27 protein-coding genes and 1 pseudogene are annotated in these 23,482 nt (G+C 71.3%); 12 read left to right on the forward strand and 16 right to left on the reverse strand.

Translation table 11 applies throughout. The features are described from left to right. Positions 1–36 precede the first annotated feature (36 nt). Positions 37–615, reverse strand: a complete 579-nt coding sequence (locus ACFVZW_RS21660) for an RICIN domain-containing protein (protein ID WP_384523614.1) — start codon at positions 613–615, stop codon at positions 37–39. A gap of 122 nt (positions 616–737) precedes the next feature. Here ACFVZW_RS21660 and ACFVZW_RS21665 point away from each other — a divergent pair, with 122 nt between their 5' ends. Next, complete coding sequence (locus tag ACFVZW_RS21665) at positions 738–1,868, forward strand: sensor histidine kinase (protein ID WP_384523616.1); 1,131 nt, start codon at positions 738–740, stop codon at positions 1,866–1,868. Then, positions 1,865–2,827: a response regulator gene (locus ACFVZW_RS21670; protein ID WP_384523618.1), complete on the forward strand. Its 963-nt coding sequence runs from the start codon at positions 1,865–1,867 to the stop codon at positions 2,825–2,827. Before ACFVZW_RS21665 ends, ACFVZW_RS21670 begins: the two co-directional genes overlap by 4 nt. 13 nt (positions 2,828–2,840) lie before the next feature. Here ACFVZW_RS21670 and ACFVZW_RS21675 read toward each other — a convergent pair whose 3' ends face one another. The 8 genes from ACFVZW_RS21675 to hemL form a co-directional block, all read right to left on the reverse strand. Further along, positions 2,841–3,368 carry an SRPBCC domain-containing protein gene (locus tag ACFVZW_RS21675; protein WP_384523620.1) on the reverse strand — a complete coding sequence of 176 codons (528 nt, stop codon included), beginning with the start codon at positions 3,366–3,368 and terminating at the stop codon, positions 2,841–2,843. Positions 3,369–3,405: 37 nt separating this feature from the next. Further along, positions 3,406–4,485: a c-type cytochrome biogenesis protein CcsB gene (gene ccsB / locus ACFVZW_RS21680; RefSeq protein ID WP_384523702.1), complete on the reverse strand. Its 1,080-nt coding sequence runs from the start codon at positions 4,483–4,485 to the stop codon at positions 3,406–3,408. An 11-nt stretch (positions 4,486–4,496) separates the two neighbouring features. Further along, positions 4,497–6,179 (reverse strand): cytochrome c biogenesis protein ResB, encoded by a 1,683-nt coding sequence (locus ACFVZW_RS21685; RefSeq protein ID WP_384523622.1) that lies wholly within the window; start codon positions 6,177–6,179, stop codon positions 4,497–4,499. A 3-nt stretch (positions 6,180–6,182) separates the two neighbouring features. Beyond that, positions 6,183–6,920 (reverse strand): cytochrome c biogenesis CcdA family protein, encoded by a 738-nt coding sequence (locus ACFVZW_RS21690; protein WP_384523624.1) that lies wholly within the window; start codon positions 6,918–6,920, stop codon positions 6,183–6,185. 4 nt (positions 6,921–6,924) lie between these two features. Beyond that, the gene (locus ACFVZW_RS21695; protein WP_384523626.1) at positions 6,925–7,530 is read right to left on the reverse strand and encodes a TlpA family protein disulfide reductase; all 606 of its coding nucleotides are present in this window, start codon (positions 7,528–7,530) and stop codon (positions 6,925–6,927) included. A gap of 114 nt (positions 7,531–7,644) precedes the next feature. Continuing rightward, positions 7,645–8,895, reverse strand: coding sequence for a hypothetical protein (locus tag ACFVZW_RS21700; protein ID WP_384523704.1), 1,251 nt, complete (start codon positions 8,893–8,895; stop codon positions 7,645–7,647). 275 nt (positions 8,896–9,170) lie between these two features. Continuing rightward, positions 9,171–9,872, reverse strand: coding sequence for a histidine phosphatase family protein (locus ACFVZW_RS21705; protein ID WP_384523628.1), 702 nt, complete (start codon positions 9,870–9,872; stop codon positions 9,171–9,173). Beyond that, on the reverse strand, positions 9,869–11,176 hold the full coding sequence (hemL, locus tag ACFVZW_RS21710; protein ID WP_384523630.1) for a glutamate-1-semialdehyde 2,1-aminomutase: 1,308 nt from the start codon (positions 11,174–11,176) through the stop codon (positions 9,869–9,871). Before hemL ends, ACFVZW_RS21705 begins: the two co-directional genes overlap by 4 nt. A gap of 257 nt (positions 11,177–11,433) precedes the next feature. Here hemL and ACFVZW_RS21715 point away from each other — a divergent pair, with 257 nt between their 5' ends. Then, the gene (locus tag ACFVZW_RS21715; RefSeq protein WP_329119322.1) at positions 11,434–12,018 is read left to right on the forward strand and encodes a hypothetical protein; all 585 of its coding nucleotides are present in this window, start codon (positions 11,434–11,436) and stop codon (positions 12,016–12,018) included. A gap of 131 nt (positions 12,019–12,149) precedes the next feature. Here ACFVZW_RS21715 and ACFVZW_RS21720 read toward each other — a convergent pair. Beyond that, positions 12,150–12,407: pseudogene (locus ACFVZW_RS21720) on the reverse strand (DNA-binding protein); the annotation flags it as partial. A gap of 95 nt (positions 12,408–12,502) precedes the next feature. Here ACFVZW_RS21720 and ACFVZW_RS21725 point away from each other — a divergent pair. Beyond that, a complete protein-coding gene (locus ACFVZW_RS21725) occupies positions 12,503–12,934 on the forward strand; it encodes a MerR family transcriptional regulator (protein WP_384523706.1) in 432 nt (143 codons plus the stop codon). Here ACFVZW_RS21725 and ACFVZW_RS21730 read toward each other — a convergent pair. After that, positions 12,925–13,755: an ABC transporter substrate-binding protein gene (locus tag ACFVZW_RS21730; RefSeq protein ID WP_384523633.1), complete on the reverse strand. Its 831-nt coding sequence runs from the start codon at positions 13,753–13,755 to the stop codon at positions 12,925–12,927. The two genes, ACFVZW_RS21725 and ACFVZW_RS21730, sit on opposite strands and share 10 nt — an antisense overlap. A 254-nt stretch (positions 13,756–14,009) precedes the next feature. On the opposite strand from ACFVZW_RS21730, the gene ACFVZW_RS21735 reads away from it, so the two are divergent. Beyond that, complete coding sequence (locus ACFVZW_RS21735; protein WP_383557669.1) at positions 14,010–14,255, forward strand: hypothetical protein; 246 nt, start codon at positions 14,010–14,012, stop codon at positions 14,253–14,255. A gap of 66 nt (positions 14,256–14,321) precedes the next feature. On the opposite strand, the gene ACFVZW_RS21740 is transcribed toward ACFVZW_RS21735, so the two are convergent. After that, positions 14,322–14,912: a TIGR03086 family metal-binding protein gene (locus ACFVZW_RS21740; protein WP_384523635.1), complete on the reverse strand. Its 591-nt coding sequence runs from the start codon at positions 14,910–14,912 to the stop codon at positions 14,322–14,324. A gap of 79 nt (positions 14,913–14,991) precedes the next feature. On the opposite strand from ACFVZW_RS21740, the gene ACFVZW_RS21745 reads away from it, so the two are divergent. Both ACFVZW_RS21745 and ACFVZW_RS21750 read left to right on the forward strand, forming a co-directional pair. Next, the gene (locus tag ACFVZW_RS21745; protein WP_384523637.1) at positions 14,992–15,834 is read left to right on the forward strand and encodes a DUF6597 domain-containing transcriptional factor; all 843 of its coding nucleotides are present in this window, start codon (positions 14,992–14,994) and stop codon (positions 15,832–15,834) included. A gap of 14 nt (positions 15,835–15,848) precedes the next feature. Continuing rightward, positions 15,849–16,409 (forward strand): GNAT family N-acetyltransferase, encoded by a 561-nt coding sequence (locus ACFVZW_RS21750; protein WP_384523639.1) that lies wholly within the window; start codon positions 15,849–15,851, stop codon positions 16,407–16,409. Between the two features lie 40 nt (positions 16,410–16,449). Here the strand turns inward: ACFVZW_RS21750 and ACFVZW_RS21755 are convergent, their stop codons facing one another. Continuing rightward, the gene (locus tag ACFVZW_RS21755) at positions 16,450–16,899 is read right to left on the reverse strand and encodes a GNAT family N-acetyltransferase (RefSeq protein WP_384523642.1); all 450 of its coding nucleotides are present in this window, start codon (positions 16,897–16,899) and stop codon (positions 16,450–16,452) included. 162 nt (positions 16,900–17,061) lie between these two features. Between ACFVZW_RS21755 and ACFVZW_RS21760 the strand changes: the two genes are divergently transcribed. Continuing rightward, positions 17,062–17,913 (forward strand): NAD(P)H-binding protein, encoded by an 852-nt coding sequence (locus ACFVZW_RS21760; RefSeq protein WP_384523644.1) that lies wholly within the window; start codon positions 17,062–17,064, stop codon positions 17,911–17,913. 109 nt (positions 17,914–18,022) lie between these two features. Next, a complete protein-coding gene (locus ACFVZW_RS21765; RefSeq protein ID WP_384523646.1) occupies positions 18,023–18,760 on the forward strand; it encodes a Mut7-C RNAse domain-containing protein in 738 nt (245 codons plus the stop codon). Positions 18,761–18,996: 236 nt separating this feature from the next. On the opposite strand, the gene ACFVZW_RS21770 is transcribed toward ACFVZW_RS21765, so the two are convergent. Continuing rightward, positions 18,997–19,482 carry a MarR family winged helix-turn-helix transcriptional regulator gene (locus tag ACFVZW_RS21770; RefSeq protein ID WP_384523648.1) on the reverse strand — a complete coding sequence of 162 codons (486 nt, stop codon included), beginning with the start codon at positions 19,480–19,482 and terminating at the stop codon, positions 18,997–18,999. A 31-nt stretch (positions 19,483–19,513) separates the two neighbouring features. Further along, positions 19,514–20,074 carry a TetR family transcriptional regulator gene (locus ACFVZW_RS21775; RefSeq protein ID WP_384523650.1) on the reverse strand — a complete coding sequence of 187 codons (561 nt, stop codon included), beginning with the start codon at positions 20,072–20,074 and terminating at the stop codon, positions 19,514–19,516. A gap of 124 nt (positions 20,075–20,198) precedes the next feature. Between ACFVZW_RS21775 and ACFVZW_RS21780 the strand changes: the two genes are divergently transcribed. Then, entirely contained in the window at positions 20,199–21,578 is a 1,380-nt protein-coding gene (locus ACFVZW_RS21780; RefSeq protein ID WP_384523652.1) for an FAD-dependent monooxygenase, read from the forward strand. Positions 21,579–21,582: 4 nt separating this feature from the next. Here the strand turns inward: ACFVZW_RS21780 and ACFVZW_RS21785 are convergent, their stop codons facing one another. Further along, positions 21,583–22,053, reverse strand: a complete 471-nt coding sequence (locus ACFVZW_RS21785; RefSeq protein WP_384523654.1) for a hypothetical protein — start codon at positions 22,051–22,053, stop codon at positions 21,583–21,585. A 93-nt stretch (positions 22,054–22,146) separates the two neighbouring features. Between ACFVZW_RS21785 and ACFVZW_RS21790 the strand changes: the two genes are divergently transcribed. Together ACFVZW_RS21790 and ACFVZW_RS21795 are read left to right on the forward strand one after the other, a co-directional pair. Beyond that, complete coding sequence (locus tag ACFVZW_RS21790) at positions 22,147–22,482, forward strand: YnfA family protein (protein WP_384523656.1); 336 nt, start codon at positions 22,147–22,149, stop codon at positions 22,480–22,482. A 66-nt stretch (positions 22,483–22,548) separates the two neighbouring features. Then, positions 22,549–23,313 carry an SDR family NAD(P)-dependent oxidoreductase gene (locus tag ACFVZW_RS21795; protein WP_384523658.1) on the forward strand — a complete coding sequence of 255 codons (765 nt, stop codon included), beginning with the start codon at positions 22,549–22,551 and terminating at the stop codon, positions 23,311–23,313. Positions 23,314–23,482: the final 169 nt, after the last annotated feature.

Consider the following 23,482-nt stretch of genomic DNA (forward strand, 5'->3'; position numbering starts at 1 on the left):
GCCGGGTACCGAGCGGTACCCGGCGGCCGCCTCCGGCTAGAAGCCGCCGGGGTAGTTGAAGTAGCGGTCGAACCTCGGGGTCCACAGGGACGGCCAGGGCTCGCCGACGCCGCCGCAGGCACCGAGGACCACCTGGCTGCGCCGGCCGGTGTCGAGCAGGCACTGGCCGGTGCCCACCTCGACCATCTCCCAGTGGTTGGAGCCGCGGTCCTGCCAGCGCAGGGTCAGACAGTTGCCGCCCGTCGCCTGGATGACGCCGGTCCCCGGGGCCTTGCTCGCGTTCGGGGTGCCCAGGCACATGGCGCCGCCATAGGTGCCGACGGCGAAGTTCTCCCCGCCCATCGGGTAGAAGACGAAGCGCTGGTGGTGCTGTCCCTTGCAGTCGTACCGCTGGATGACCGCGCCGACGCTGGTCGACTCACCGCGGATGTCCAGGCACTGCCAGCTGTAGGACGCCCGGATCTCGTGGATGGCCGCGTTGTACGGCGAGCTCGTGTAGCGCACGTTCGGGTTGATGTCGGCGTGAGCCGCGGTCGGGATCAGCAGGGTGAAGAGCGCGACCAACGAGGCCACGAATCCATGCCTGCCGAGCCGACGGAACGTTCTTCGAGCCACGTTTTCCTCCTGGCTGGGGATTGCCTTGACGCCAAGGAAGCTAGCGAGATCCACTGAGCCCCCGGTACCCGTCTTTTCAGGGGGGTTTGGTGGGGTCAGGGCTGCAACGGGCGCAGCGATTCATGCTTCTTGCCACCGGTCTGTACCGGGCCAGTCATCTGACAGCCGGCATCACCGCCCTCGTGCACGCCCCCGCCTCCGGGGTTGCCGTCGGGGCGCTCCTCGGCATGGCGCTGGGCACCAGCCTGTTGCTGTACGGGGCGGGGTACGCACAGGGAGGGTTCGGCCCGCGTCTCGTGTGGGCCGATGTGCTGCTGACGGGTTGCCTGCTGCCGCACGCGGTGCTGTGGGCGAGCGCCGGGCATGTGCCGGGCACGGGGTTCTGGGCGCTGCTGCTCGGCGGGTCGGCCGCCGCGGCGGCGGCGGCCGGGCTGGGGGTGCGGCAGGCGGGTTGCGCGGTGGTGCTGATCCTCGCCGCCCATGTGGCCGCCCAGCTGCAGACGGACACGGTACGGCCGCTGACCGGGCACCTCGTGTCGGTGGTCTCCTCCGCCGTGATGGCCCGCGTCTTCTGGTGGTACCTGCACCGCCAGGGCACCCTGCTCGACGAGGCGCGCGAGCAGGCGGTACGGGCCGAGGCCGAGCGGGCCCGGCAGGCCGAGCGGATGGCCCACCACCGGGCCCTGCACGACACGGTCCTGGCCACGCTGACCACGATCGCCTCCGGCCGTGTGGACGCCAACACGCCGGGGGTGCGGGAGCGGTGCGCCCGGGAGGCGGCCTATCTCCGACGGCTGGTCCAGCGGTCGGAGCGGGAGGAGGCGGGCGAAGAGAAGGAGGGCGCCGAGGTGCCGGCGGGCGAAGCCCTGGAGGACGTGGTGGCGGCCGCGGAGTGCCTCGGCCTCACGGTCACCGCGCAGTATCACGAACTGCCCCCGCTCCCGGGCCCCGTGGCGGCCGCGCTGACCGCCGCGGCGACGGAGGCGCTGAACAACGTACGGCGCCATGCCGGGACCTCGGCCGCGTACCTCACCGCGATCGGGCGGGGCGGCGGCATCACGGTCACCGTGGTGGACCGCGGCCGGGGCTTCGACGCCGAGGCGGCCCTGGTGGGCGGCCGCGGGACGGCGACCGGCACCGGCACCGGGCTGCGGCGGTCGATGCACGCGAGGATGCGGGAGATCGGAGGCGCCGCCGACGTGGACAGCGCCCCGGGCGAGGGCACCCGGGTCGAGCTGCGGTGGCCGGCATGAGGAACGCGTCGGACACCTCGGTCACGAAGGACGACCCGAGCACGACGGGCGCTCCCGGCGCGACGGACGCGTCGGACGCGTCGGACGACCCAAGCGCGACGGGCGCGACAGGCACTCCCCGGCCGACGGACGCGTCGGGCACGACGGACCACCCGGGCGCGACGGGCGCTCCCGGCGCGTCGGGCGCTCCCGGCGTCGCGGACGCGTCGGGCACCACGGACCACCCGAGCGCGACGGGCGCTCCCAGCGCTCCCGGCGCGTCGGGCACCACGGACCACCCGGGGGCGACGGGCGGGCCGTGTGCACCGGTTGTGGCGGGGCGTCCCGTGACCCGCGTGGCGGCGGTCGACGACGACCGGATGCTCCTCGACGGGCTGCGCTCCTGGCTGGAGCAGGTGGCACACCTGCGGATGCTCGGCTGCGCGGCCACCGTGGACGAGCTGCTCGCCGGCCCCGGCCGGCACGCGGACGTGGTCCTGCTCGACCTCGTGCTCCAGGACGGCTCCGTGGCCGAGGAGAACGTCCGGAGGCTGCGGGCGGCGGGACCGCGGGTCCTCGTCATCAGCACGGTCGCCGACCGGTCCCGTATCGTCGCCGCGGTCTCCGCCGGGGCGGACGGCTATCTGACCAAGAACCACGCCCTGGACTCCCTGGTGACCGCGATCGGGGAGGTCGCCTCGGAGGGCCGTGTGCACTCCGCCGAGCTGGCCTTCGCGCTGGCCCACGACACGCGCCCCGAGCGGCCCCGACTGGCCCCGCGGGAGCTGCAGGTGCTGCTCGACTACGCCTCCGGGCTGACGCTCAAGGCGACGGCCCGCCGGGCCCGGATCAGCCCCAACACCGCCAAGTACTACCTCGATCAGGTCAAGGAGAAGTACCAGCGTGCGGGCCGCCCCGCCTACACCAAGATCGATCTGGCGGTACGGGTCCGCGAGGACGGCCTCGACGCCCTGCCGTGACCCGCCGGGGCGCTCACGGCTCCCACTTCGGCCACGGCGCCTCGTCCCGCTCGTACAGGTCCCGCAGGTGCTGCCGGCGCTCGGCGGTCCACTCCCGCCAGTCCGTCGGGCGGCCGTCCAACGCCGAGGCCAGCCGCTCGAAGTGGTCGTGCCACCTCGCCAGTACGTCCAGCTTCTCCTCCTGCGTCCCACGCATCTCGTGGGTGAAACGCAGCACGGTCGACCCACCGCCGTCGGCCGGTTCCAGATGGAACCGGATCCGGCCGTGCGGCGGGTCGACCGTGTACTCGGCCACGAGCTCCGGGTCCCAGGCGGTCACCCGCCCCGAGACCACCGTGTCTCCGTTCAGCCAGCGCAGCGTCACCGCTCCGCCGAGCCTCGGCTCCAGCGGGTCCGCCGCGCAGAGCCACTGCGGCAGACCCTCGGGTGTCGCGACGGCCGCCCAGACCCGCACCGCCTCGTGCGGGAGCTCCACCACGAACCGCAGCAGATGAGCGTCGCCGTCATGGGTCTCGTACCTGCCCCGAGGTATCTCGCTCATACCTCCAGCGTCACGCCGGGACGAGGGAAGCGCTAGCTCACACGCCCGCGTAGGAGTGCTTGCTGCTCACGAAGATGTTGACGCCGTAGTAGTTGAAGAGGAAGCAACCGAAGGCGACGAGCGCGATGTACGCGGCCTTGCGGCCCTTCCAGCCGGCGGTCGCGCGGGCGTGCAGATACGCCGCGTAGCCGACCCACGTGATGAAGGACCAGACCTCCTTGGCGTCCCAGCCCCAGTAGCGGCCCCACGCATCGCCGGCCCAGATCGCGCCGGCGATGATCGTGAAGGTCCACAGCGGGAAGATCGCCGCGTTGACCCGGTACGAGAACTTGTCCAGCGAGGCCGCGGACGGCAGCCGCTCCAGGACGGAGCGGGCGAAGGCACCCGGGTTGCCGCCGGTCGCCAGCTTGTTCTCGTACGAGTCGCGGAAGAGGTACAGCAGGGTGGCGACCGCACCCAGGTAGAAGACCGCGCCGCAGAAGATCGCGGTGGAGACGTGGATCCACAGCCAGTACGAGTCGAGCGCCGGCACCAGCTGGTCGCTCGGGGTCTTCAGCCAGGTGGTCGCCACACCGAGGTCGAGCAGGACCGTGGTGACCAGAGGCAGACCGAGCCAGCGGACGTTCTTCTTGGCGAAGAGGAAGCCGAGGTACGCGCCGACCGCCACCGTGGAGAAGGTGGTGGAGAACTCGTACATGTTGCCCCAGGGGGCCCGCTGCACGGAGAGCGCGCGGGTGACGACGCCCGCCGCCTCGATGAGGAAGGCGAGCACGGTCAGCGAGACGGCGATACGGCCGTACAGATCGCCCTTGACCGTGCCGCCGGCCGCGCCGGGACCGTCCGGCACGTCACGGACACCGGCGCCGGACCGGGTGACGACCTTGGGCTTGTCGAGGACGGCGGTGCCGCCGGCCGTCTTGACCTGGACGGTGACGGCGGGGGCCTCCCCGGCCGGCCGGGTCAGCGCGGCGGCCGTACGGCCGACCTTGCTGCGGCTGCCGAGCACCCACTCGGCGATGTGGGCGAAGAAGGCCAGGGTGTAGACGGCCATCGACGAGTAGATGAGCAGGTCGCTCAACTGCGCCAGGCTCTCGTTGGTCTCGGCGGCGAGACTCACGGCGGCGAGATTCACTTCTCAGCCCCTTCGGCTTCTGCTGTGGCAGGTTCGGGCGCGGTCGGCGCCTGTGCGTTGAGCGTGACCGCGAGTTCGGCCAGCTCCTCCGGGAGCTTGGCGGACTCGCTCCGGCCAAGACCCGCCATCTCGACGACGGTGACGCCGTCCTTCCCCCGAACGGCCCGGACCCAGACCCGGCGCCGCTGGATGAACAGCGAGCCGGTCAGACCGGCGATCGCGGCGATCGCACCCGTGAGGGCGAGACCGTTGCCGGGCTGCTGGGAGACCTGGAAGCTCGCCCACTCCTTGATGTCCTTCTCGAAGGTGATCGAGCCGGCACCGTCGGGCAGCTTCATCGTCTCGCCGGGCAGCAGCCGGTTGGCCGTACCCGTACCGCCCTCGACCTCGAACTGGGTCATCTTGGACTTGTCCAGCTGGTACACGTTCTGCGGCAGTCCGGAGTCCACGCGCAGATCGCCGTGGAAGCCGGTGAGCGCCATGACGGGGAAGTCGAGCGCCGGGAACTGCGAGAACATGTCACCCTTGCCGGCGCCCGCGAAGGTCGGCACGAAGAAGGCCTGGAAGCCCAGCTGCTCCTTCTTGCCGTTCTTGTCGCGGTAGCCGTCCATCACCTTGATCGCGCCGGTCGAGGTGATGTTGTTGTCGAACGGCAGCAGCGGTACGGCGCCGTGGAAGACGACCTTGCCCCGGCCGTCCTTGACGGTGACCACGGGCGCGTACCCGTGGGAGATCAGGTACACCTTGGAGCCGCCGACCTCCAGCGGCTCGTTGACGCGGATGACCGCCTTCTTCTCGGCGCCGCCCGCCTCGGAGTACGTGACGGCGGCCTCGAAGGTGCGCGGGGTGCCGCGCTGCGGGCCGCTCTTCTCGTACGTACCGGTGAAGCTGTTCAGCTGGAAGCCGAACGGCTCGAGGTCCTCCGTGCTGTACAGCGAGCCGGACCGGAAGTCGTCGTACTGCGTGAGGGTGTTGGAGAAGCCGTCGCCCTCGACGATCAGCTTGCCGCCCTCGGACTTGAACAGCTGCCCCCACGCGAAGGCGACCAGCATCACGATCAGGGCGATGTGGAAGACCAGGTTCCCGGCCTCGCGCAGATAACCCTTCTCGGCCGCGACGGCGTCCTTGACCGTGTGCGCGCGGAACCGGCGCCCCTTGAGCAGGGCGAGCGCGGCCTCCCGGACCTGCTCGGGCTCGGCCTCGGTGCGCCACGTCGTGTACGCGGGCAGCCGGGTGAGGCGGCCGGGGGCGCCGGGCGGCAGGCCGCGGAGCTGGCCGACGAACTGCCAGCTGCGCGGCACGATGCAGCCGATGAGGGAGACGAACAGCAGTATGTAGATCGCGGAGAACCACACCGAGCTGTAGACGTCGAAGAGCTGGAGCTTCTCGTAGATCGGCGTGAGCGTCTCGTGGGCTTCCTTGAAGGTCTGCACCTTCAGCTCGTCCGCGCTGGTCTGCGGGATGAGCGAGCCGGGGATCGCGCCGAGGGAGAGCAGGAAGAGCAGGATCAGCGCGACCCGCATCGAGGTCAGCTGCCGCCAGAACCAGCGGATCCAGCCGACGACGCCGAGGGTGGGGCCGCCGACGGCGGACTCCTCCTGCGGGGCGGTGGAGAGCTGGGAGCCCGCGGCGCTCAGGTCGTCGCGCACTTCGGTCTCGTTCGGGCTGGTGTTGCTCATCGGTCAGATCCCCGGAGTGAAGGTGGACGCCCAGGACTGCATCTCGGACACGATGCCATCCCAGGCCCCGGTGACGAGCAGCAGGCCGGTGACGATCAGCATGATGCCGCCGATGCGCATGACCCAGACATAGTGCCGCTTCACCCAGCCGAAGGTGCCGAGCGCCCGCCGGAAGGCGATCGCGGTGAGGATGAAGGGCAGGCCAAGGCCCACACAGTAGGCGACCGTGAGCAGGGCACCGCGGCCCGCGCTCGCCTCGTTGGAGGCCAGCGCCAGTACGGCGGCAAGGGTCGGGCCGATGCAGGGAACCCAGCCGAGGCCGAACAGCACGCCCAGCATGGGGGCGCCGAGCAGTCCCGTCACGGGGCGCTTGTGGAAGCGGAACTCGCGTCGGGTGAGCCAGGGCATCGCGCCCATGAAGAAGGCGCCGAGCACGATCGTCAGGGCGCCGAGCACCTTGGAGATGATCTCGCGGTGGGTCTGCAGGGCGCTGCCGAAGCCGCCGAAGAGGGCGCCTCCCGAGACGAACACCACCGTGAAGCCGAGCACGAACAGCGCGGCCCCGCCCGCCATCCGGCCGCGCTTGGCCTCGGCCAGGTCGGTGCCGGTGACGCCGGTCACGTAACTCAGGTAGCCGGGGACGAGCGGCAGGACGCACGGGGAGAAGAAGGAGACCAGGCCGCCGAGGACGGCGATGGGCAGGGCGAGCAGGAGGGCCCCGCTGAAGACCGTCTCGTTCACCGGATCACTTCTCCGCGAGAAGCGGCTCGATCATCGAGCGGAGCTTCTTCTCGTCGAGGGCCATGAGGGAGCGGGCGGCGATCTTCCCCTCCTTGTCCAGGACGACGGTGGAGGGGATGGCCTGCGGATTGAGCGTGCCCTTGGGGAAGCCGTTGAGGATCAGCTTGCCGTGCGGGTCGTAGAGGCTCGGGTACGGGACCTCGTAGTCCTCTTCGAAGGCGAGCGCGGGCTGCTTGTTGAAGTCGCGGGTGTTGATCCCGACGAACTCCGCGCCCTTGGCCTTGAGGTCGTTCGCGACCTTGGTGAAGTGCGGGGCCTCGGCGCGGCAGGGCGGGCACCAGGAGCCCCAGACGTTCAACACGACGACCTTGCCCTTGAGGTCGGCGAGGTCGAGCTTCCCGCCCTCCAGCGTCTCGCCCGCGATCGCGTTGGTCGCCTTGCGCTCGCCCTTGGCGACCGTGGAGACACCCCCCGTGTTGGTCACGAAGTTGGTTCCACCGCCGCCGCCGGACTTGCCGTTGTTGTCCGATGTGCAGGCGGACAGCGCCAGGGCGGCCGACAGCGTTCCAACGGCGAGCAGGGTGCGTCGAGGGGCACGGCTAAGGCTCATGTGAAAAGTTTCGCATGGGCGTTTGGGGGATCTTGGGCACCCCCCTGGGTGCCCGTAAAGCCCCTTGTCAAGGGGGCTTAAGGGGCGGAAGCGGGATGAACGCCCCCGTGCGCCCTAAGCGGCCTTCAGGAAGGTGTTCCAGCCGCCTGCGGGCGACTGTCCGACCTCGAGGGTACGGAGCTTGGCGAGGATCTTGGGGTCCTGCACGTCCAGCCAGTCCACGAACTGCCGGAACGAGACCAGCCTGACGTCCTTCTTGCCCGCCATGCCCTTGAGGGCGTCCTCGACGGCGTCCATGTAGATGCCGCCGTTCCACTGCTCGAAGTGGTTGCCGATGAAGAAGGGCGCGCGGTTGGACTCGTAGGCGCGCCGGAAGCCCTTGAGGTACGCCTCAGTGGCCTGCTTGCGCCAGCCCGGGTAGCGCGAGGGCATCCCCTTGGTCGTGTTCTTCGACTGGTTGGCGAGGATGTTGTAGTCCATGGAGAGGACCTCGAAGGAGTGGCCGGGGAAGGGCACGGCCTGCAGCGGAAGGTCCCAGATCCCCTGGCGCTTGTCCGGCCACATCTGGCGGCCGCCGGGGGAGCTGGCGTCGTAGCGCCAGCCGAGCCGCTTCGCGGTGGGCAGCAGGTTGTCCTGGCCGAGGAGGCAGGGGGTGCGGCCGCCGACGAGCTCCTTGCGGTAGTCGAAGGGCAGCGGGTCGAGGTCGGTCCAGCCGCTGTTGGTCTTCCACTCGGTGACGAACTTCGTCGCCTGGTCGATCTCGCTCTGCCACTGGGCCGGGGTCCAGTTGCCGACGGAGCCCGAGCCGGCGCAGAAGTGGCCGTTGAAGTGGGTGCCTATCTCGTGCCCGTCGAGCCAGGCCCGGCGGACGTTCTTGAGGGTGTCCTTGATGTGGTCGTCGGTGAGGTAGCCGATGTCGGAGGCGCCGACACGGTTGTTCGGCGGGCGGTAGAGGTCCTTCTTCGACTCCGGCAGGAGGTAGATCCCGGAGAGGAAGAAGGTCATCGCGGCGTCATGGCTCCTGGCGAGTTCGAGGAAGCGCGGGAAGAGGCCGTTGCCGACCTCGCCGGCGCCGTCCCAGGAGAAGATCACGAACTGCGGCGGGGTCTGGCCCGGTTCGAGCGGTGCGGGGGCCTCGGGCTGGTTCGGCTGCTTTCCGGTGTCGGCGGTGGAACCGTCACCGATGAGCTTGGCCTCCTTCTCGGTGGGTGCGGGCGCACTCGGGGACCCCGAGGCGTCACCCCCCTTGCCGGGTATCGAATTGCCCGACTTGTCCTTGTTGTTCGAGCTGCACCCGGCCGCCCCGAGAGCCGCCGCGGCCCCAACGCCCGCCCCCAGTAGACCCCTTCGACTGATCCCGCGCATGACGTCCCCATTCGCACTCATGTCTGACCGAATGGTCATCCAATCCGACAATGAGTGAGATGCAGGGAGGAACAAGGAGGTTCCGGGAATTAGCACAAAAATTTCAGGGCGACCAGATGACTTCACGTCATCCGATCGCCCTGATGGTGTACCCGGATGGGCACGGATCGAACAGACTTCGGAACGGCTGGGCCCGAAGGGGAGCGGGGAACCGCGCGACCGGCCACGACCGGCCCGCACCCTTCGTGCGGCCTCGCGCCGGCCCCCGCGGAGCGCTACGCGCCGAAGGCCTTCGCCCCGCCCTTGACCGGCTTCGCGCCCGCGAGGAGATGCGCCGGTACCAGATCGCGGGCCGGCTCGCTGTAGCCGACCGAGACGATCCTGTCGCCCTGGTACGTGAACGAGGTCAGCGAGGCCAGCGTGCACTGGCGCCGCCGCGGGTCGTGCCACAGCTTCCGCTTCTCCACGAAGCTGCGGACGATCCAGATCGGCAGCTGGTGGCTGACGCAGACCGCCTCGTGGCCGCGGGCCGCGTCCTTCGCCGCGTCGAGCGCGCCCATCATCCGTACGACCTGCTCGACGTACGGCTCGCCCCAGGACGGCTTGAACGGGTTGGTGAGGTGCTTCCAGTTGCCCGGCTTGCGCAGGGCCCCGTCGCCGACGCCGAAGGTCTTGCCCTCGAAGACGTTGGCGGCCTCGATCAACCGCTCGTCCGTGGCCAGGTCCAGGCTGTGGCCCTTGGCGACCGGCTGGGCCGTCTCCTGCGCCCGCTCCAGCGGGGACGACACGACGTAGGTGATGTCCCGGTCGGCCAGGTGCTCGGCGACCCGGTCGGCCATCTGACGGCCGAGCTCGGAGAGGTGGTAGCCGGATCGGCGGCCGTAGAGCACGCCGTCGGGGTTCTCGACCTCGCCGTGGCGCACCAGGTGGACGACGGTGATGTCGTCGTTGCCCCGCCGGTTCTCGGTGGCGCTCATGCGGTGGCCTCCGCGGCGGCGCGGGCGGCGGCCGGCAGCGCGGCGGCGATCCGCTCGATCGCGCGCTCGTCATGGGCCGTGGAGACGAACCAGGACTCGAAGGCGGACGGCGGCAGGTAGACCCCGTCGGCCAGCATCGAGTGGAAGAAGGCGTTGAAGCGGAACGCCTCCTGCTTCTTCGCGTCGTCGTAGTTCCGGACCTCGTCGGCCGTGAAGAAGACCGAGAACATGTTGGAGGCGGTCTGCAGCCGGTGCGCGACACCCTCCTTGGCGAGCGCACCGGTGACCAGCCCCTGGATCTCCGTGGAGACCGCGTCGACGGTGGCGTACGCGGCGTCGTCGAGCAGGCGCAGCTGCGCGAGACCGGCGGCGGTGGCGATCGGGTTACCGGAGAGCGTGCCGGCCTGGTAGACCGGGCCCGCCGGGGCGAGGTGCCCCATGACGTCGGCGCGGCCACCGAAGGCCGCGGCCGGGAAGCCGCCGCCCATGACCTTGCCGAAGGTCATCAGGTCGGGCTTCACCCCGTCGACGCCGTACCAGCCGGCGCGGGAGGTCCGGAAGCCGGTCATGACCTCGTCGGAGACGTACAGCGCGCCGTTCTCGGAGCAGAGCTGCTTCAGGCCGGCGTTGAAACCGTCCAGCGGCGGGACGACGCCCATGTTGCCCGGCGAGGCCTCCGTGATCACGCAGGCGATCTCGCCCGGGTGCGCGGCGAACGCGGCCCGGACCGCCTCCAGGTCGTTGTACGGCAGGACGATCGTGTCGCCCGCCTGCGCGCCGGTCACGCCGGGCGTGTCGGGCAGACCGAAGGTGGCCACACCGGAGCCGGCCGCGGCCAGCAGCGCGTCCACGTGCCCGTGGTAGCAGCCGGCGAACTTCACGACCTTCGCCCGGCCGGTGAAGCCTCGGGCGAGCCGGATGGCCGACATCGTGGCCTCCGTACCGGAAGAAACCAGCCGAACCTGCTCGACGGGCTCGATCCGGGAGACGATCTCCTCCGCGAGGGCGACCTCGCCCTCGCCGGGCGTGCCGAAGGAGGTGCCGCGGGCGACGGCGGCCTGCACAGCGGCGATCACCTCGGGGTGCGAGTGGCCGAGGATCATCGGCCCCCACGAGCAGACGAGGTCGACGTACTCACGACCGTCCGCGTCGGTGAGGTACGGGCCGGTACCGGACACCATGAACCGGGGCGTTCCGCCCACGGCTCGGAAGGCGCGCACCGGTGAGTTCACGCCGCCGGGCGTCACGAGGGACGCGCGGTCGAAAAGCGTCTGTGAGACTGGGGCTTCGTATGAATACGGCACTGTGGTCCTGACCTGCGAGTAAGTCTGCGAGTACGGAGAGACGGCGTGGGCACCCCTGTGAATTACGCCAAGGCGTCGATCCTCCGCGTCTGCGAAACTGGGGCGTCATAGGGATGGCTCACGGAATCCATGGTGTCAGAGGGCCGGACGTTCTTGCGGACAGGTGTTTCACCGCGAGAGCGTGGGGGAGGTCACTGTCACGATGATCGGGTTGCGCGGCGGGGGTCGTGTTGCCTAAAAAGCACTCGGGTGGAGATATGCATCGCGGTGGCGGACTGGGTGAGGGGACGGACGATCTGGGTCCGGAGCCTGCCCGGCGGGGGCGGCACCGGCGACGGCGTACGGAAGAGCCCATACAGTCCTCGGAAACCACGGGACCCACGACGGGGGGCGGGAGTGGCCGGTTGGGGGTGACGTACAAGTACTTCGGCGCACCCGATGGCGCCACGGCGGCCCGCGTCCCGATCTCGATGCGCCCGGAGGAGCTGGGCGGGGACGAGCTCGGCATGGGCGGCATGTTCACCAAGATCAAGCCCGAGACCATAGCCGCGATGGTCCTCACGGGCATCCAAGGGATGCCCCTGCACAAGGTGCCACCGCTGGAGCTGGTGGTCCTCCACCCCGACTACGCCGTGGTGAAGCTGCCCATGACCGTGGTCGACCCGCTCCGCGGAATCGGCGAGGAATCGGTCGGCGCGGCGGCCTTCATCTGGTCCACGGTCCCGGACCGCGGCGGCCCGCGCGACGCGTTCAACGTCTACCAGCTGCTCCACGAGTGGCAGGACTTCTCGGTCCGCCTCCACGAGGCGGGACACCAGCCGTACTGCCTGGTCTGGCCGTAGGGGCGCCTGGGGCTCACCTTCCCCGGTCGCGTGCGTCGGCGGCCTTCGCGCGCTCGGCCGCGAGTTCACGGGCCGAGGCGAGCCGGTACGGGACGTCGATGACCACGACGTTCTTCATGAACAGCAGCCGGGGTCTGCCGGTAGGAGGCGACGACGACGACCAGCAGGATGACGATCGCCACCGCCGCGTACCAGGTCAGATGAAGCACGGCGAGCCCGCCGAGGGCGAGGATCAGCAGGATCTCCTCGGTGGCGTACGCGACGGACGAGAGCGGGTCGCTGCAGAAGATCGGCAGGGCGAGCCGTTTGGGCAGGAGGGTCTCGCCGAGCCTGCCGCTGTCCAAAGGCCGCCCCACGAGCAGGCGTTTCGCCGCACTTCCAGCTCTCATAAGTGCTGAAGTTAGGACAAACGGAATGAACGGGGCGGCAGCCGCGCCCGTTGGTGCCAGCACAAGGAAGGACGGACGACGTGAGAAGACTGCGACTGGCCGGCGAACCCATGCAGATCGGCGAGGTCGCCGCACGGACGGAACTGTCCCTGCGGTCCATCCGCCAGTACGAGGACACCGGTCTGGTCATCCCCTCCGCCTCGTCCCCGGGCGGATTCCCGCTCTACACCGAAGCCGATGTGGACCGGCTGATGGTGATCGGCCGGATGAAGCCGCTCGGCTTCACGCTCGACGAGACCCGCGATCTGCTCACGGCGGTGGACCGCCTCGCCGCGGACCACCCCGGCACGGACGGGGAGCTCCCGCCCGACGTGCGGTCCGCCGTGGTCGCACGCGTACGACGCTACGAGCGGGCCGCCGGCGAGCGGGTCGCCGAACTGCGCGCCGAGCTGACCCGCGCCGAGGAGTTCGCCGGCTCCCTGCGGGCCCGCCTGGCCGGGCGCGCCGAGACCCCCGTCTACTCCTGAAGCGAGGCGGCCAGCTCCGCGAAGAAGCGGGCGTACGCCGCCGGGCTCGGCGGCGTCTCCGGGTTCCACGGCGCCACGCGCGCATGCCCGACGGGCGGGAACGCGTCGGGCCCGACGGCGTTGGCCCGGCTGTCGTAGAGCACCAGGCCCGGGTTCAACCGGGCCGCGTGCTCCCAGTCGGCGGTGAGCCAGTTCGCGCCCGCGCCGGGGCCGGGGTCGAGCAGCCGCACGCCGAGCTCCTGGAGCCGGGCCAGCTCGGGCCAGGCGTGCGGCCGGGCCAGGTGGACCTGATCGGGCCCGGCCCCGGAGAGCGCGAGGACGGTGACGTCCGTACCCGCGGCGACGGAACGAAGGACGACCTCGGGATCCTGGTGCGCGCCGGGGGCCGCCGAGCCCCCGAGCGCCGCCCCCAGCTCGCCGAAGCGCCCGATGATCGCCGACAGCGTGAGCTCGTTGCCCACGGAGAGCACCATCAACGGCACGCCGAGCCGCTCGGCGACGGCCTCGTCCAGCGCGTAGGGGCTCTTCCCGTCGTACGTGACGTCGACGATCAGATCGGGGCGCAGCGCCCGCACGGCCTCCTCGTCCAGGGCCCGCCCCGGCCCCAGATAGGGGACACCGGCCGCCGCCAGCTCCCCCGCCTTGACCGGATCGAGCGCCCCGCCGTCGTGCCCGGAGCCGTACACCCCTACGGGCGTCACCCCCAGATCCCGGAGTGCCGCCCCGGCCCGCACATAGGCCACCACCCGCTCGGGCGGCCGTACGGCGGTCAGCTCCGTACCCCTGTCGTCGGTGAACCCCCACACCCCTGCGTCCGACATGCGGCTGCTCCCTCCCCGGCCGAAACTCTCCCTGTCCCGGCCACCTTGAAGCGCTTCCCCGACCCGCACAAGAGGGCATCGCGCCCCTCGGGGCCGGGCAGGACTTCGGTCCCGGACCCCCTGCCGAAAGTCCCCCACCGTGGTGTTAACTGAACAGGTCGGGAGGAAGCAGTAGGAATCGTCAGCGCCGTGCCCAGGCGCCGTCCCAGGCAGGACGCGCCCCCCGCACCGGCCCTCGCGCCCTGGAGTCAGCCATGTCGTCCTTGCCCGGCCAGTTCTCGGACCCCCGTGTGATCACCCTGTTCGGGCTGCTCGCCGTCTCCGCCGCCGTGTGGGTGGCGCTGGGGCTGCGCTCCCGTGCCCGCCGCGCACAGGCGGACGCGCCGCTGGAGCGGGTCTGGCATCCCCAGGAGACCGTGTCGCTCACCCCGGCCGAGGAGCACGCCTTCGGCCAGGTCGTCTCACGCCTCTCGGTGGGCTCCGCGGGGCGCTTGCGATAGGCAGGGAACGGTCGGATCGGGCCCACGCGGGTCGGGCGCGCCCGGCCGCAACCGCCGCGGCCGCGGTCACTCCGTCACGGCCACCCAGTCGCGCGGGTTCCGTCCGGTCGCCGCGAGGAGGAGTTCGAACGCGGAGGCGTCCTCCGGCGGCTCCACCGCCTCGCCGAAGACGTTCATCTTCCGGGCCGTCGGAGCCATCTGCTCCACCAGTTCCGCCAGGTGCTCCACGACGGCCGGGTCCGGCTCGAAGGAGCGGCCGGTGGCCTGGGCGAGGTCCCACACATGCACGGTCAGGTCGAGCAGGGCCATCGACCCGACGGTGCGCGACGGCAGCCCCATCCCCGCCGAGGTGCCCTCCTCCGCGCCGGGCGCCGCCCAGGCCGCGACGAGCTTCGCCGTCTCGGCCTCGAAGCGGGCACGCCAGCCGGGCTCGCTCAGATAGTCGGGGGTCGTGGAGAAGTCGGCGGGCTGCTTGGCCGCCAAGGCCTGGAAGTTCACGACGACCTGGAAGAGGTGGTCGAGCAGGGCGCGTACGTCGTACTCGGAGCACGGCGTCGGCACGGCGAAGCTGTCGTCGGCGATACCGCGCACCACGGGGGCGGCCTGGGCGGCAGCGGTACCGAGCAGCTCACTGATGGGTTGCGTACGGTTCGTCATGAAGTGACGCTAGGCGATCCTGCCCCGGAACGTCTTGAAGAAACACGACACCGGCAGGTCGGCGCCTACGCTGGGTGGCATGGCTCCCTCCGGTCCGCGCCGCGACACCCGGGGCATCGTCGACCCCGACGAACTCCTCGCCCGCGTCCGCTTCCGCCGTCACGAGCCGGCGCCGGAGCTGCGCCCGTATCTGGAGCACTACTGGTTCATCGACTGGGAGCTCTCCGAGCCGTACGCCAGCCATGTCGTCCCCCACCCGTCCGTGAACGTCGTCTTCCAGCGGTACGAGGGCGACGGCCAGGAGATCGCCTTCGGGGAGGTCGCCGGGATCGGGCTCGAACTGTTCACGAAGAAGCTCACGGGCGTCGGCCGGGTCTGTGGAGTGCAGTTCCGGCCGGGCGGCTTCCGGCCGTTCGCCCCCGCGTGGCCGGTGTCGGAGTGGACGGGCCGCCGGGTCCCGCTCGACGAGGTGTTCACGGACGCCGACGACGCCTCCGTGGAGGCCGTACTCGCCCCGGAGGCCGACCACGCGCGCGTGGCGGCGCTCGACGCCTTCCTGTTGGCCCGCGGCCCCGCGCCCGATCCGCAGGCGGCGCAGGCCACGGCGCTGGTGGACCTGGTACGCACGGACCGCACGATCCGGCGGGTGTCCGAACTGGCCCGCGCGGAGGGCCTGTCGAGCCGTTCGCTCCAGCGGCTCTTCTCCAACTGCGTCGGCGTCGGCCCGAAATGGGTCATCCTGCGCTACCGCATCCACGAGGCCCTGGAGCGCGCCGAGGCCGCGGGGGCTCAGGAGCCCCCGGACTGGGCCGGGCTCGCCGCCGAGCTCGGATACAGCGATCAGGCCCATCTCGTACGGGACTTCACCGCGACGGTCGGGGTACCGCCGACCGCGTACGCCCGCCAGGTGTCCGACCCCTGACCTACAGTGCGGGCATGGATGCCGACACCCCGACCACCTCGCCATCTTCGCCCGCCCCGCCCGCTTCGCCCGTGCGTCTGGAGCCCTGGTCCGAGGACGACTTCGGGCTGCTGCGCGCCATGAACGCACCCGAGTTGATGGAGCACCTCGGCGGCCCCGAGACCGAGGAGGCGCTGGTCAAGCGGCATCGGCGCTATGTGGACCTGAGCGCCGCGGGTACGAGCGCGGGCCGGATGTTCCGGATCGTGCTGCTCCCCGACGAGGTCGCCGTCGGCGGCATCGGCTTCTGGGAACAGACGCTGGACGGGGAGCCGGTCTACGAGACGGGTTGGACGGTGCTTCCCGGGTTCCAGGGTCGGGGCGTCGCGACCGCGGCCACGCGCGCGGTCGCCGAGCTGGCCCGGGCCGAGCGCTCGCACCGCTTCCTGCATGCCTTCCCCTCGAAGGACAACGGGCCGTCGAACGCGGTGTGCCGCAAGGCCGACTTCGAGCCGCTCGGCGCGCGCGACTTCGAGTACCCGCCCGGCCATCCGCTGCGCTGCAACGACTGGCGCCTGGACCTGGAGGCGTTCTAGCCCTCGGCCGGCCCGCCGACGGCCCTGCCTCAGCCCTCGCTCAGCCCTCCGCGCCGTCCGTGGTCAGCGACTTGGTGAAGTGGAAGGCCACGATGTCGAGGCGTTCGCGCAGGTAGAAGCGGTGGGCTCCGGTGCGGTGGGTGCCGGAGTCCAGGTTGAGCTCGTGGCAGCCGGCGGCTCGTGCGTGCTGCTCCAGGTGGGCCAGGAGCGCGTGGCCGACACCGGTGGAGCGCGCGGTGGCGGCGGTGACCAGGTCGTCGACGTAGAGCTTGCGGATCGAGCTGGTGTTGTCGATGATCCGCCAGCCGGCGGCGCCGACGCAGGTGCCGTCATCGCCGTAGGCCGCGCTGAAGCGCAGGCCCTGCGGCCTGCCGTTGCGGTGGATCTCGTGGAAGAGCTCGGGCGTGAGGTGCGGACGCAGCTCGCGCAGGACGGGGAGCATGTCGGCTTCCAGGCGCGGGTCACCGGGCTCGAGGTCGATGATCTTCATGGCGGTGACGCTATCCCAGGCGTCGGCACTACTGATCGGGCCGTCGGGGTTTTATCAGGGTTGACGGGCCAGGGAACGCTCGCGGATAGTTATCTGCGTAACACAGATTCTTCCTTGCGCAATAGACCGCGCGAGGACCGCCTCACCGAAGGGACCGCTGTCATGACCGTCCTCGTCACCGGATGCCGCGGCCGCGTGGGCTCCGCCCTCCTCGATCTGCTCCACGCCGCCGGCATCAAGGCCAGAGCCGCGTCCAAGAACCCCGCGGATCTCTCCCCACCCGACGGCATCGACACGGTCCGCTGCGATCTCTCCGATCCGAGGGACTTCGAGACCGCTCTCGACGGCGTCGACTCCGTCTTCCTGTACGCCGAGCCCGCGCACATCGACGCCTTCGTCTCGCAGGCCCGGGCCGCCGGCGTCCGGCACATCGCCCTGCTCTCCTCCAGCTCCGTCCTCGCCCCCGACGCCGCCGACAACCCGATCGCCGCCTCGCACCTCGCCGTCGAACGCGCCCTCGCGGCCGCGGCGGCCGACGGCGCCTTCGAGGCGACCCACATCCAGCCGGGAGCCTTCGCGACGAACGCCCTGCAGTGGTCGTGGGCGATCAAGTCCGGACGCGCGGTGGAGCTTCCGTACCCCGGGTCGCACAGTGACCCGATCCACGAGAGGGACGTCGCCGAGGCCGCGTTCGCGGTCCTGACCCGGCCCGCACTGCACGGCTCCTCGTATCTGCTGACCGGCCCCGAGTCGCTCGACTTCACCGAGCAACTGACGATCCTCGCCGAGGTGACGGGCCGTGCGGCCACCACCGCCGCCGTCACGCCCGAGCGGTGGAAGGAGTCGGTCGCCGGCTACATACCGGAGAGGTTCGCCGACGCGCTGCTCTCCTACTGGTCCTCGCACGACGGCCGCCCGGTCACGCTGACACGGACGGTCGAGGAGCTCACCGGACACCCGACCCGCACCTTCACCGAATGGACCACCGACCACGCGGACGCCTTCCGCCCGTAGCAGCCGGGCCGGCCTGGAGCCAGGACAGAGACCGGAGCCGCGTCCTGGCCCGCCCCGCCGCGGCCGAAATCCCTGGCCGCGCGGCGCTGCGCGGTGACATCCTGTCCCCGTGAACGGACCGGAGATCCAGATCAGCTTCGCCCCCGACCTGCGGCTCTTCGTCTCGGCGGAGCGCCGCCCGGGGCGCACCGCCGTGGCGACGGACGGCGCCTCTACGCTCGGCCATGTCGTGGAGTCGTTGGGCGTTCCGCTGACCGAGGTCGGTCGGCTGCTGGTGGACGGGCGCCCGGTGGAGGTCTCCCACATCCCCTCGGCGGGCGAGACGGTCGAGGTCGAGGGAGTGGAGCGTCCCCAGGAGGTCCCCGGGGCGCCGCTCCGGTTCCTCCTCGACGTACATCTGGGCACGCTGGCCCGGCGATTGCGCCTGCTCGGGGTGGACGCGGCGTACGAGAGCGAGGACATCGGCGACCCCGCCCTGGCCACGCTGTCGGCGAAGGAGCGGCGCGTGATGCTCTCCCGGGATCGCGGGCTGCTGCGCCGCCGGGAGCTGTGGGCCGGTGCCTATGTGTACAGCGACCGGCCCGACGACCAACTCCGTGACGTGCTGGAGCGGTTCGCGCCCGTCCTGGCGCCCTGGACCCGCTGCACCGCTTGCAACGGACAGCTCACGGACGCCGACAAGGACTCGGTGCGCGAGCGGCTGGAGCACGGCACGGAGAAGACGTACGACGTCTTCGCCCGGTGTACGGAGTGCGAGCGGGTGTACTGGCGGGGTGCCCACCACGCCCGCCTGGAGGCGATCGTCACGGACGCGCTGCGCGAGTTCGGCGGCGCGGCGACGCGCTGACCCGACTGACGTCCGGCCGAACCCGACGCCCGGCCGAACCCGACGCCCGGCCGAACCCGACGCCCGGCCGAACCCGACGCCCGGCCGGCCTGACGTCCGGCCGGCCTGGCGGCGCGGCTGACGTGGCGGCGCGGCTGACGTGGCGGCGCGGCCGGATGGACCACCGGGCCGTCTGGCCCGGCCTGGCGACCCGGAGCCCCGGCGCCTGAACCTGCGGGCCCGGTCGGCCCCGCGCGTCAGCCGATCTCCCCCTTGCGCAGTCGCTCGACCTGCTGCGCGCTGAGCTCGACGGTCCGTCGCATATGGGCGATGAGCAAGGCGACCTCGGCGTCGCTGTAGACGTCGAACATCGTGCCCCAGGCCGCGTTGAGCCGCCGCCAGAACGCGCCAAGCTCCGCCATCCGCTCCGGCACGGCGGTGACGAGCACGCGCCGCCTGTCCTCGGCGTCCCGCTCGCGCGTGACGTAGCCGGCCCGCTCCAGCCGGTCGACGAGCCGGGTCGCGGATCCGGTGGTCAGCCCGGTCAGCTCGGCGATCCGGCCGGTGGTGACGGGGCCGGACTCCAGGGAGAGCAGGTTCAGACACTGCACGTCCGTCGGGTGGAGCCCCAGATGGTCGGCGACGGCCTGGTTGAACAGCGCGTACGCGGCCATGTAGTGGCGGGCCTCGCCGTACAGCTCGGCCATCAGGCCGTCCCGCCGGGCGGAGCTCTTCTGCGTCATGCAGAGATTGTACGAAGCGGCATCCCGCGCTCTACGGATCCGGGGCCGTCAGATAGCGCTGGACGGTCGGCCCCAGCCAGGCGACGACCTCGTCCCTGGACATCTCGACCGCGGGCCCCAGCCGCAGCACGTAACGGGCGAGCGCCATGCCCAGGATCTGCGAGGCGACCAGCGCGGCGCGGCGCGGCGCCTCGGCGGGGTCGGGGCAGACACCGCGGGTGATCGGACCGAGCTGCCCCGCGAAGATCGCCTGCATCCGCTCCACCCCGGCGGGGTTGGTGACACCGACGCGCAGGAGCGCGGTCAGGACCTCATCGCGCTCCCAGCGGTCGAGGAAGTGCGTGACCAGGACCGCACCGATGTGCCGGGACGGCAGCGCGGCGAGCTCGGGGAGCTCCAGCTCGAAGTCGGACGCCGCGGTGAACAGCCCCTCTTTGCTGCCGTAGTAGCGCATCACCATCGAGGGATCGATTCCCGCGTCGCGGGCGATGGCGCGGATGGTGGCGCGCTCGTAGCCGTCGGAGGCGAAGCGTTCGCGGGCGGCTTCGAGGATCGCGGCGCGGGTGGCGTCGGAGCGGCGGGCGGTCGTCATGCCAACGACTGTAGGCCAACGGGTGTTGACAGTCCATCGACGGCGGATCTACCGTTGCCAACAAGCGTTGACCAACAGACGTTGGCCAACGGTCGTGGGCACCACCTTCGGTCAGGAGTGAGCCATGAACCACCTGGACGCGGACGTTCTCGTCGTCGGCGCGGGCCCCACCGGAATGCTGCTCGCCGGCGATCTCGCCGCCGCGGGCCTGCGGGTCACACTCGTCGAGCGCCGCCCGCACGGCATCAGCAACATGACCCGGGCCTTCGCCGTCCACGCCCGCACCCTGGAGCAGCTCGACGCCCGCGGCCTCGCCGACGAGCTGGTCGCCACCGGCACCCCCATCACCCGGATGCGGCTCTTCGGCCGCCCCTCCCTCGACCTGACCCGGCTGCCCTCCCGCTTCGCGTACCTCCTCGTCACCCCGCAGTACGAGGTCGAGCGCGTCCTCGAACGCCGCGCGCTGTCCACAGGTGTGGACTTCCGGTACGGAACGGAACTGCGCGAACTCGACCAGGACGCCGACCAGGTCACCGCCGAACTCACCGGCCCCGACGGCACCCCCCTCACCCTCCGCGCGCGCTATCTCGTCGGCGCCGACGGCGCACGCAGCGCCGTACGGACAGCCCTCGGTCTGCCCTTCCCCGGCGCCTCGGTGATCCGCTCCATCGTCCTCGCCGACGTCCGCCTCACCGAGGAGCCCGAAGGACTGCTCACGGTCAACGGCGTCGGGGACGCCTTCGCCTTCATCGCCCCCTTCGGCGACGGCTGGTACCGCGTCATGGGCTGGGACCGCACCCACCAAGTTCCCGACAGCGAGCCCGTCGACCTCGAAGAGGTCCGCGCCATCGCCCGCCGCGCACTCGGCAGCGACCACGGAATGCACGACGCCCGCTGGATCTCCCGCTTCCACAGCGACGAACGCCAGGCCCCGGCCTATCGCGTCGGCCGCGCCTTCCTCGCCGGAGACGCCGCCCACGTCCACTCCCCCGCCGGCGGCCAGGGGATGAACACCGGCCTCCAGGACGCCGCCAACCTCTCCTGGAAGCTCGCCGCCGTCCTGCAGGGCGACGCCCCCGACCCCGAGGCCCTCCTCGACAGCTACCAGTCCGAGCGCCACCCCGTCGGCGCCATGGTGCTCCGCAGCAGCGGCGCCATCGTCCGGCTCGCCATGGCCCGCGGCCCGCTCCAGCGCACCGCGCGCGCACTCGCCGCACGGATCCTCGACACCGTTCCCGCCGCCTCCGCCAAGGCCCTCGGCATGATCAGCGGGCTCGGCATCTCCTACGGCCGAGCGACCCGACGCGTCCCCGACCTGAAGCTGCGCGAGGGCAGGCTCTACGAGCTGCTGCGCAAAGGCGAGTTCGTCCTGATCGCCCCCGAGGGAACGACACCCGCGCCGCCGGCCTCCCCCACCACCCGGGACCGGCTCGTACGGGCGACCTGGACCGACCCCACCCGCCGCTCGACGCTCCTGGTCCGCCCCGACGGCTACAGCTTCTGACCCGTCAGAAGACGTACGGATCGCCGGTGGCCAGGACCAGGACGCGATGCCGGTCGTTCCTCGGGTTGTCGTCGACGGCCCCATCGCTCCACAGAGTGCCGATGTCCACCGTCATCTCGTCCGCGGAGCCCGCCGTCCGCAGGTCGAGAGCCAGCGCGTCGACCGCCCCGGCCGCCCGAAGCGCACCCGTCCGGCAGACCACCACCCGGTCGCTCCCCCACAGACAGGTCGGAGGCAGCGGCTGCCCACCGGCCAGCGGCTCGGAGAAGGAGATCCGCACCGTGGCCTGGGACACGTCCGACGGCCCGTGGTTCTCGCTCACCAACAGGACACCGACCCGGCCCTCCCAGAGGGAGACATGACCATGGTGGGCCAGATCGGCCTCATGCCCCACGGCCCGGGCGCTCTCTCCCGCACCGAGCACCACCGCGGCCGCCAACGCCACCCCGAGCAGGGCCTTGCGCATCACACTCATGCCCTGAAGATACCGATAACCACCCATATACTCTGACTAACCGTCAGTCCGCGTGTCCCCAGGCCCCCCGACACCCCGTGACACCCTGAGCCCATGGTGATCGCCCGCTCCGCCGCCCTGTTCGTCGTCGCCGCCCTGTTCGAGATCGGCGGCGCCTGGCTCGTCTGGCAGGGCGTCCGCGAGCATCGCGGCTGGATCTGGATCGGCGCCGGAGTCCTCGCCCTCGGCGTCTACGGATTCGTCGCCACCCTCCAGCCCGACGCCGAATTCGGCCGGATCCTGGCCGCCTACGGCGGGGTGTTCGTCGCCGGATCCCTCGCCTGGGGCATGGTCGCCGACGGCTACCGCCCCGACCGCTGGGACGTCATCGGCGCCCTGATCTGCCTCGCCGGCATGGCCGTGATCATGTACGCCCCGCGCGCCCGCTGACATCGACCCGCCACCTATCCTGACCACGCGATCGACACAATCGACCACACGCGCGAGGAGCACGTCATGACTGCCGCCGGTACCCCCATCGCCGTCGTCACCGGAGCGAGCAGCGGTATCGGCGCCGCGACGGCCAGGCAGCTCGCCGCCGCCGGATACCGCGTGGTCCTCACCGCCCGCCGCAAGGACCGCGTCGAGGCGCTCGCCGCCGAGATCGTCGAGGCCGGCCACCAGGCGACCGCGTACGCCCTCGACGTCACCGACCGCGACGCCGTCCAGACCTTCGCGACCGCCTTCCGCACGATCGCCGTCCTCGTCAACAACGCGGGCGGCGCCCTCGGCGCGGACCCCGTCGCCACCGGCGACCCGGACGACTGGCGTCAGATGTACGAGGTCAACGTCATCGGCACCCTCAACATCACCCAGGCCCTGCTCCCCGCCCTCACCGCCAGCGGCGACGGCACGGTCGTCGTCCTCTCCTCCACCGCGGGCCACGCCACCTACGAGGGCGGCGCCGGCTACGTCGCCGCCAAGAACGGCGCCCGCGTCCTCGCCGAAACCCTCCGCCTGGAGATCGTCGGCACCCCGGTCCGCGTCATCGAGATCGCCCCCGGCATGGTGAAGACGGACGAGTTCGCGACCACCCGCTTCCGCGGCGACACCGAGAAGGCCGCCAAGGTCTACGCGGGCGTGGCCGAACCCCTCACCGCCGACGACGTCGCCGACACCATCACCTGGGCCTGCACCCGCCCCCCGCACGTCAACATCGACCTCCTGGTCGTCCGCCCCCGCGCCCAGGCCTCCAACACCAAGGTCCACCGCGAGCTGTAGGCGAAGCGGGCAGACGCCGACGGGCGGACGCACAGACGAGGAGGGGGGGGGCGCCGCCCCGCGGGCGCCCCCCCCCAGCGGGGGGGGGGCCCAGGAAAAAGAACAAATGGACGCACACCCCCCCGGGCGGGATATTTTTATAAAAAAAAAAAAAAAAAAAAAAAAAAAC

It is taken from the genome of Streptomyces sp. NPDC059567, from assembly GCF_042735655.1.
GTDB lineage: Bacteria > Actinomycetota > Actinomycetes > Streptomycetales > Streptomycetaceae > Streptomyces.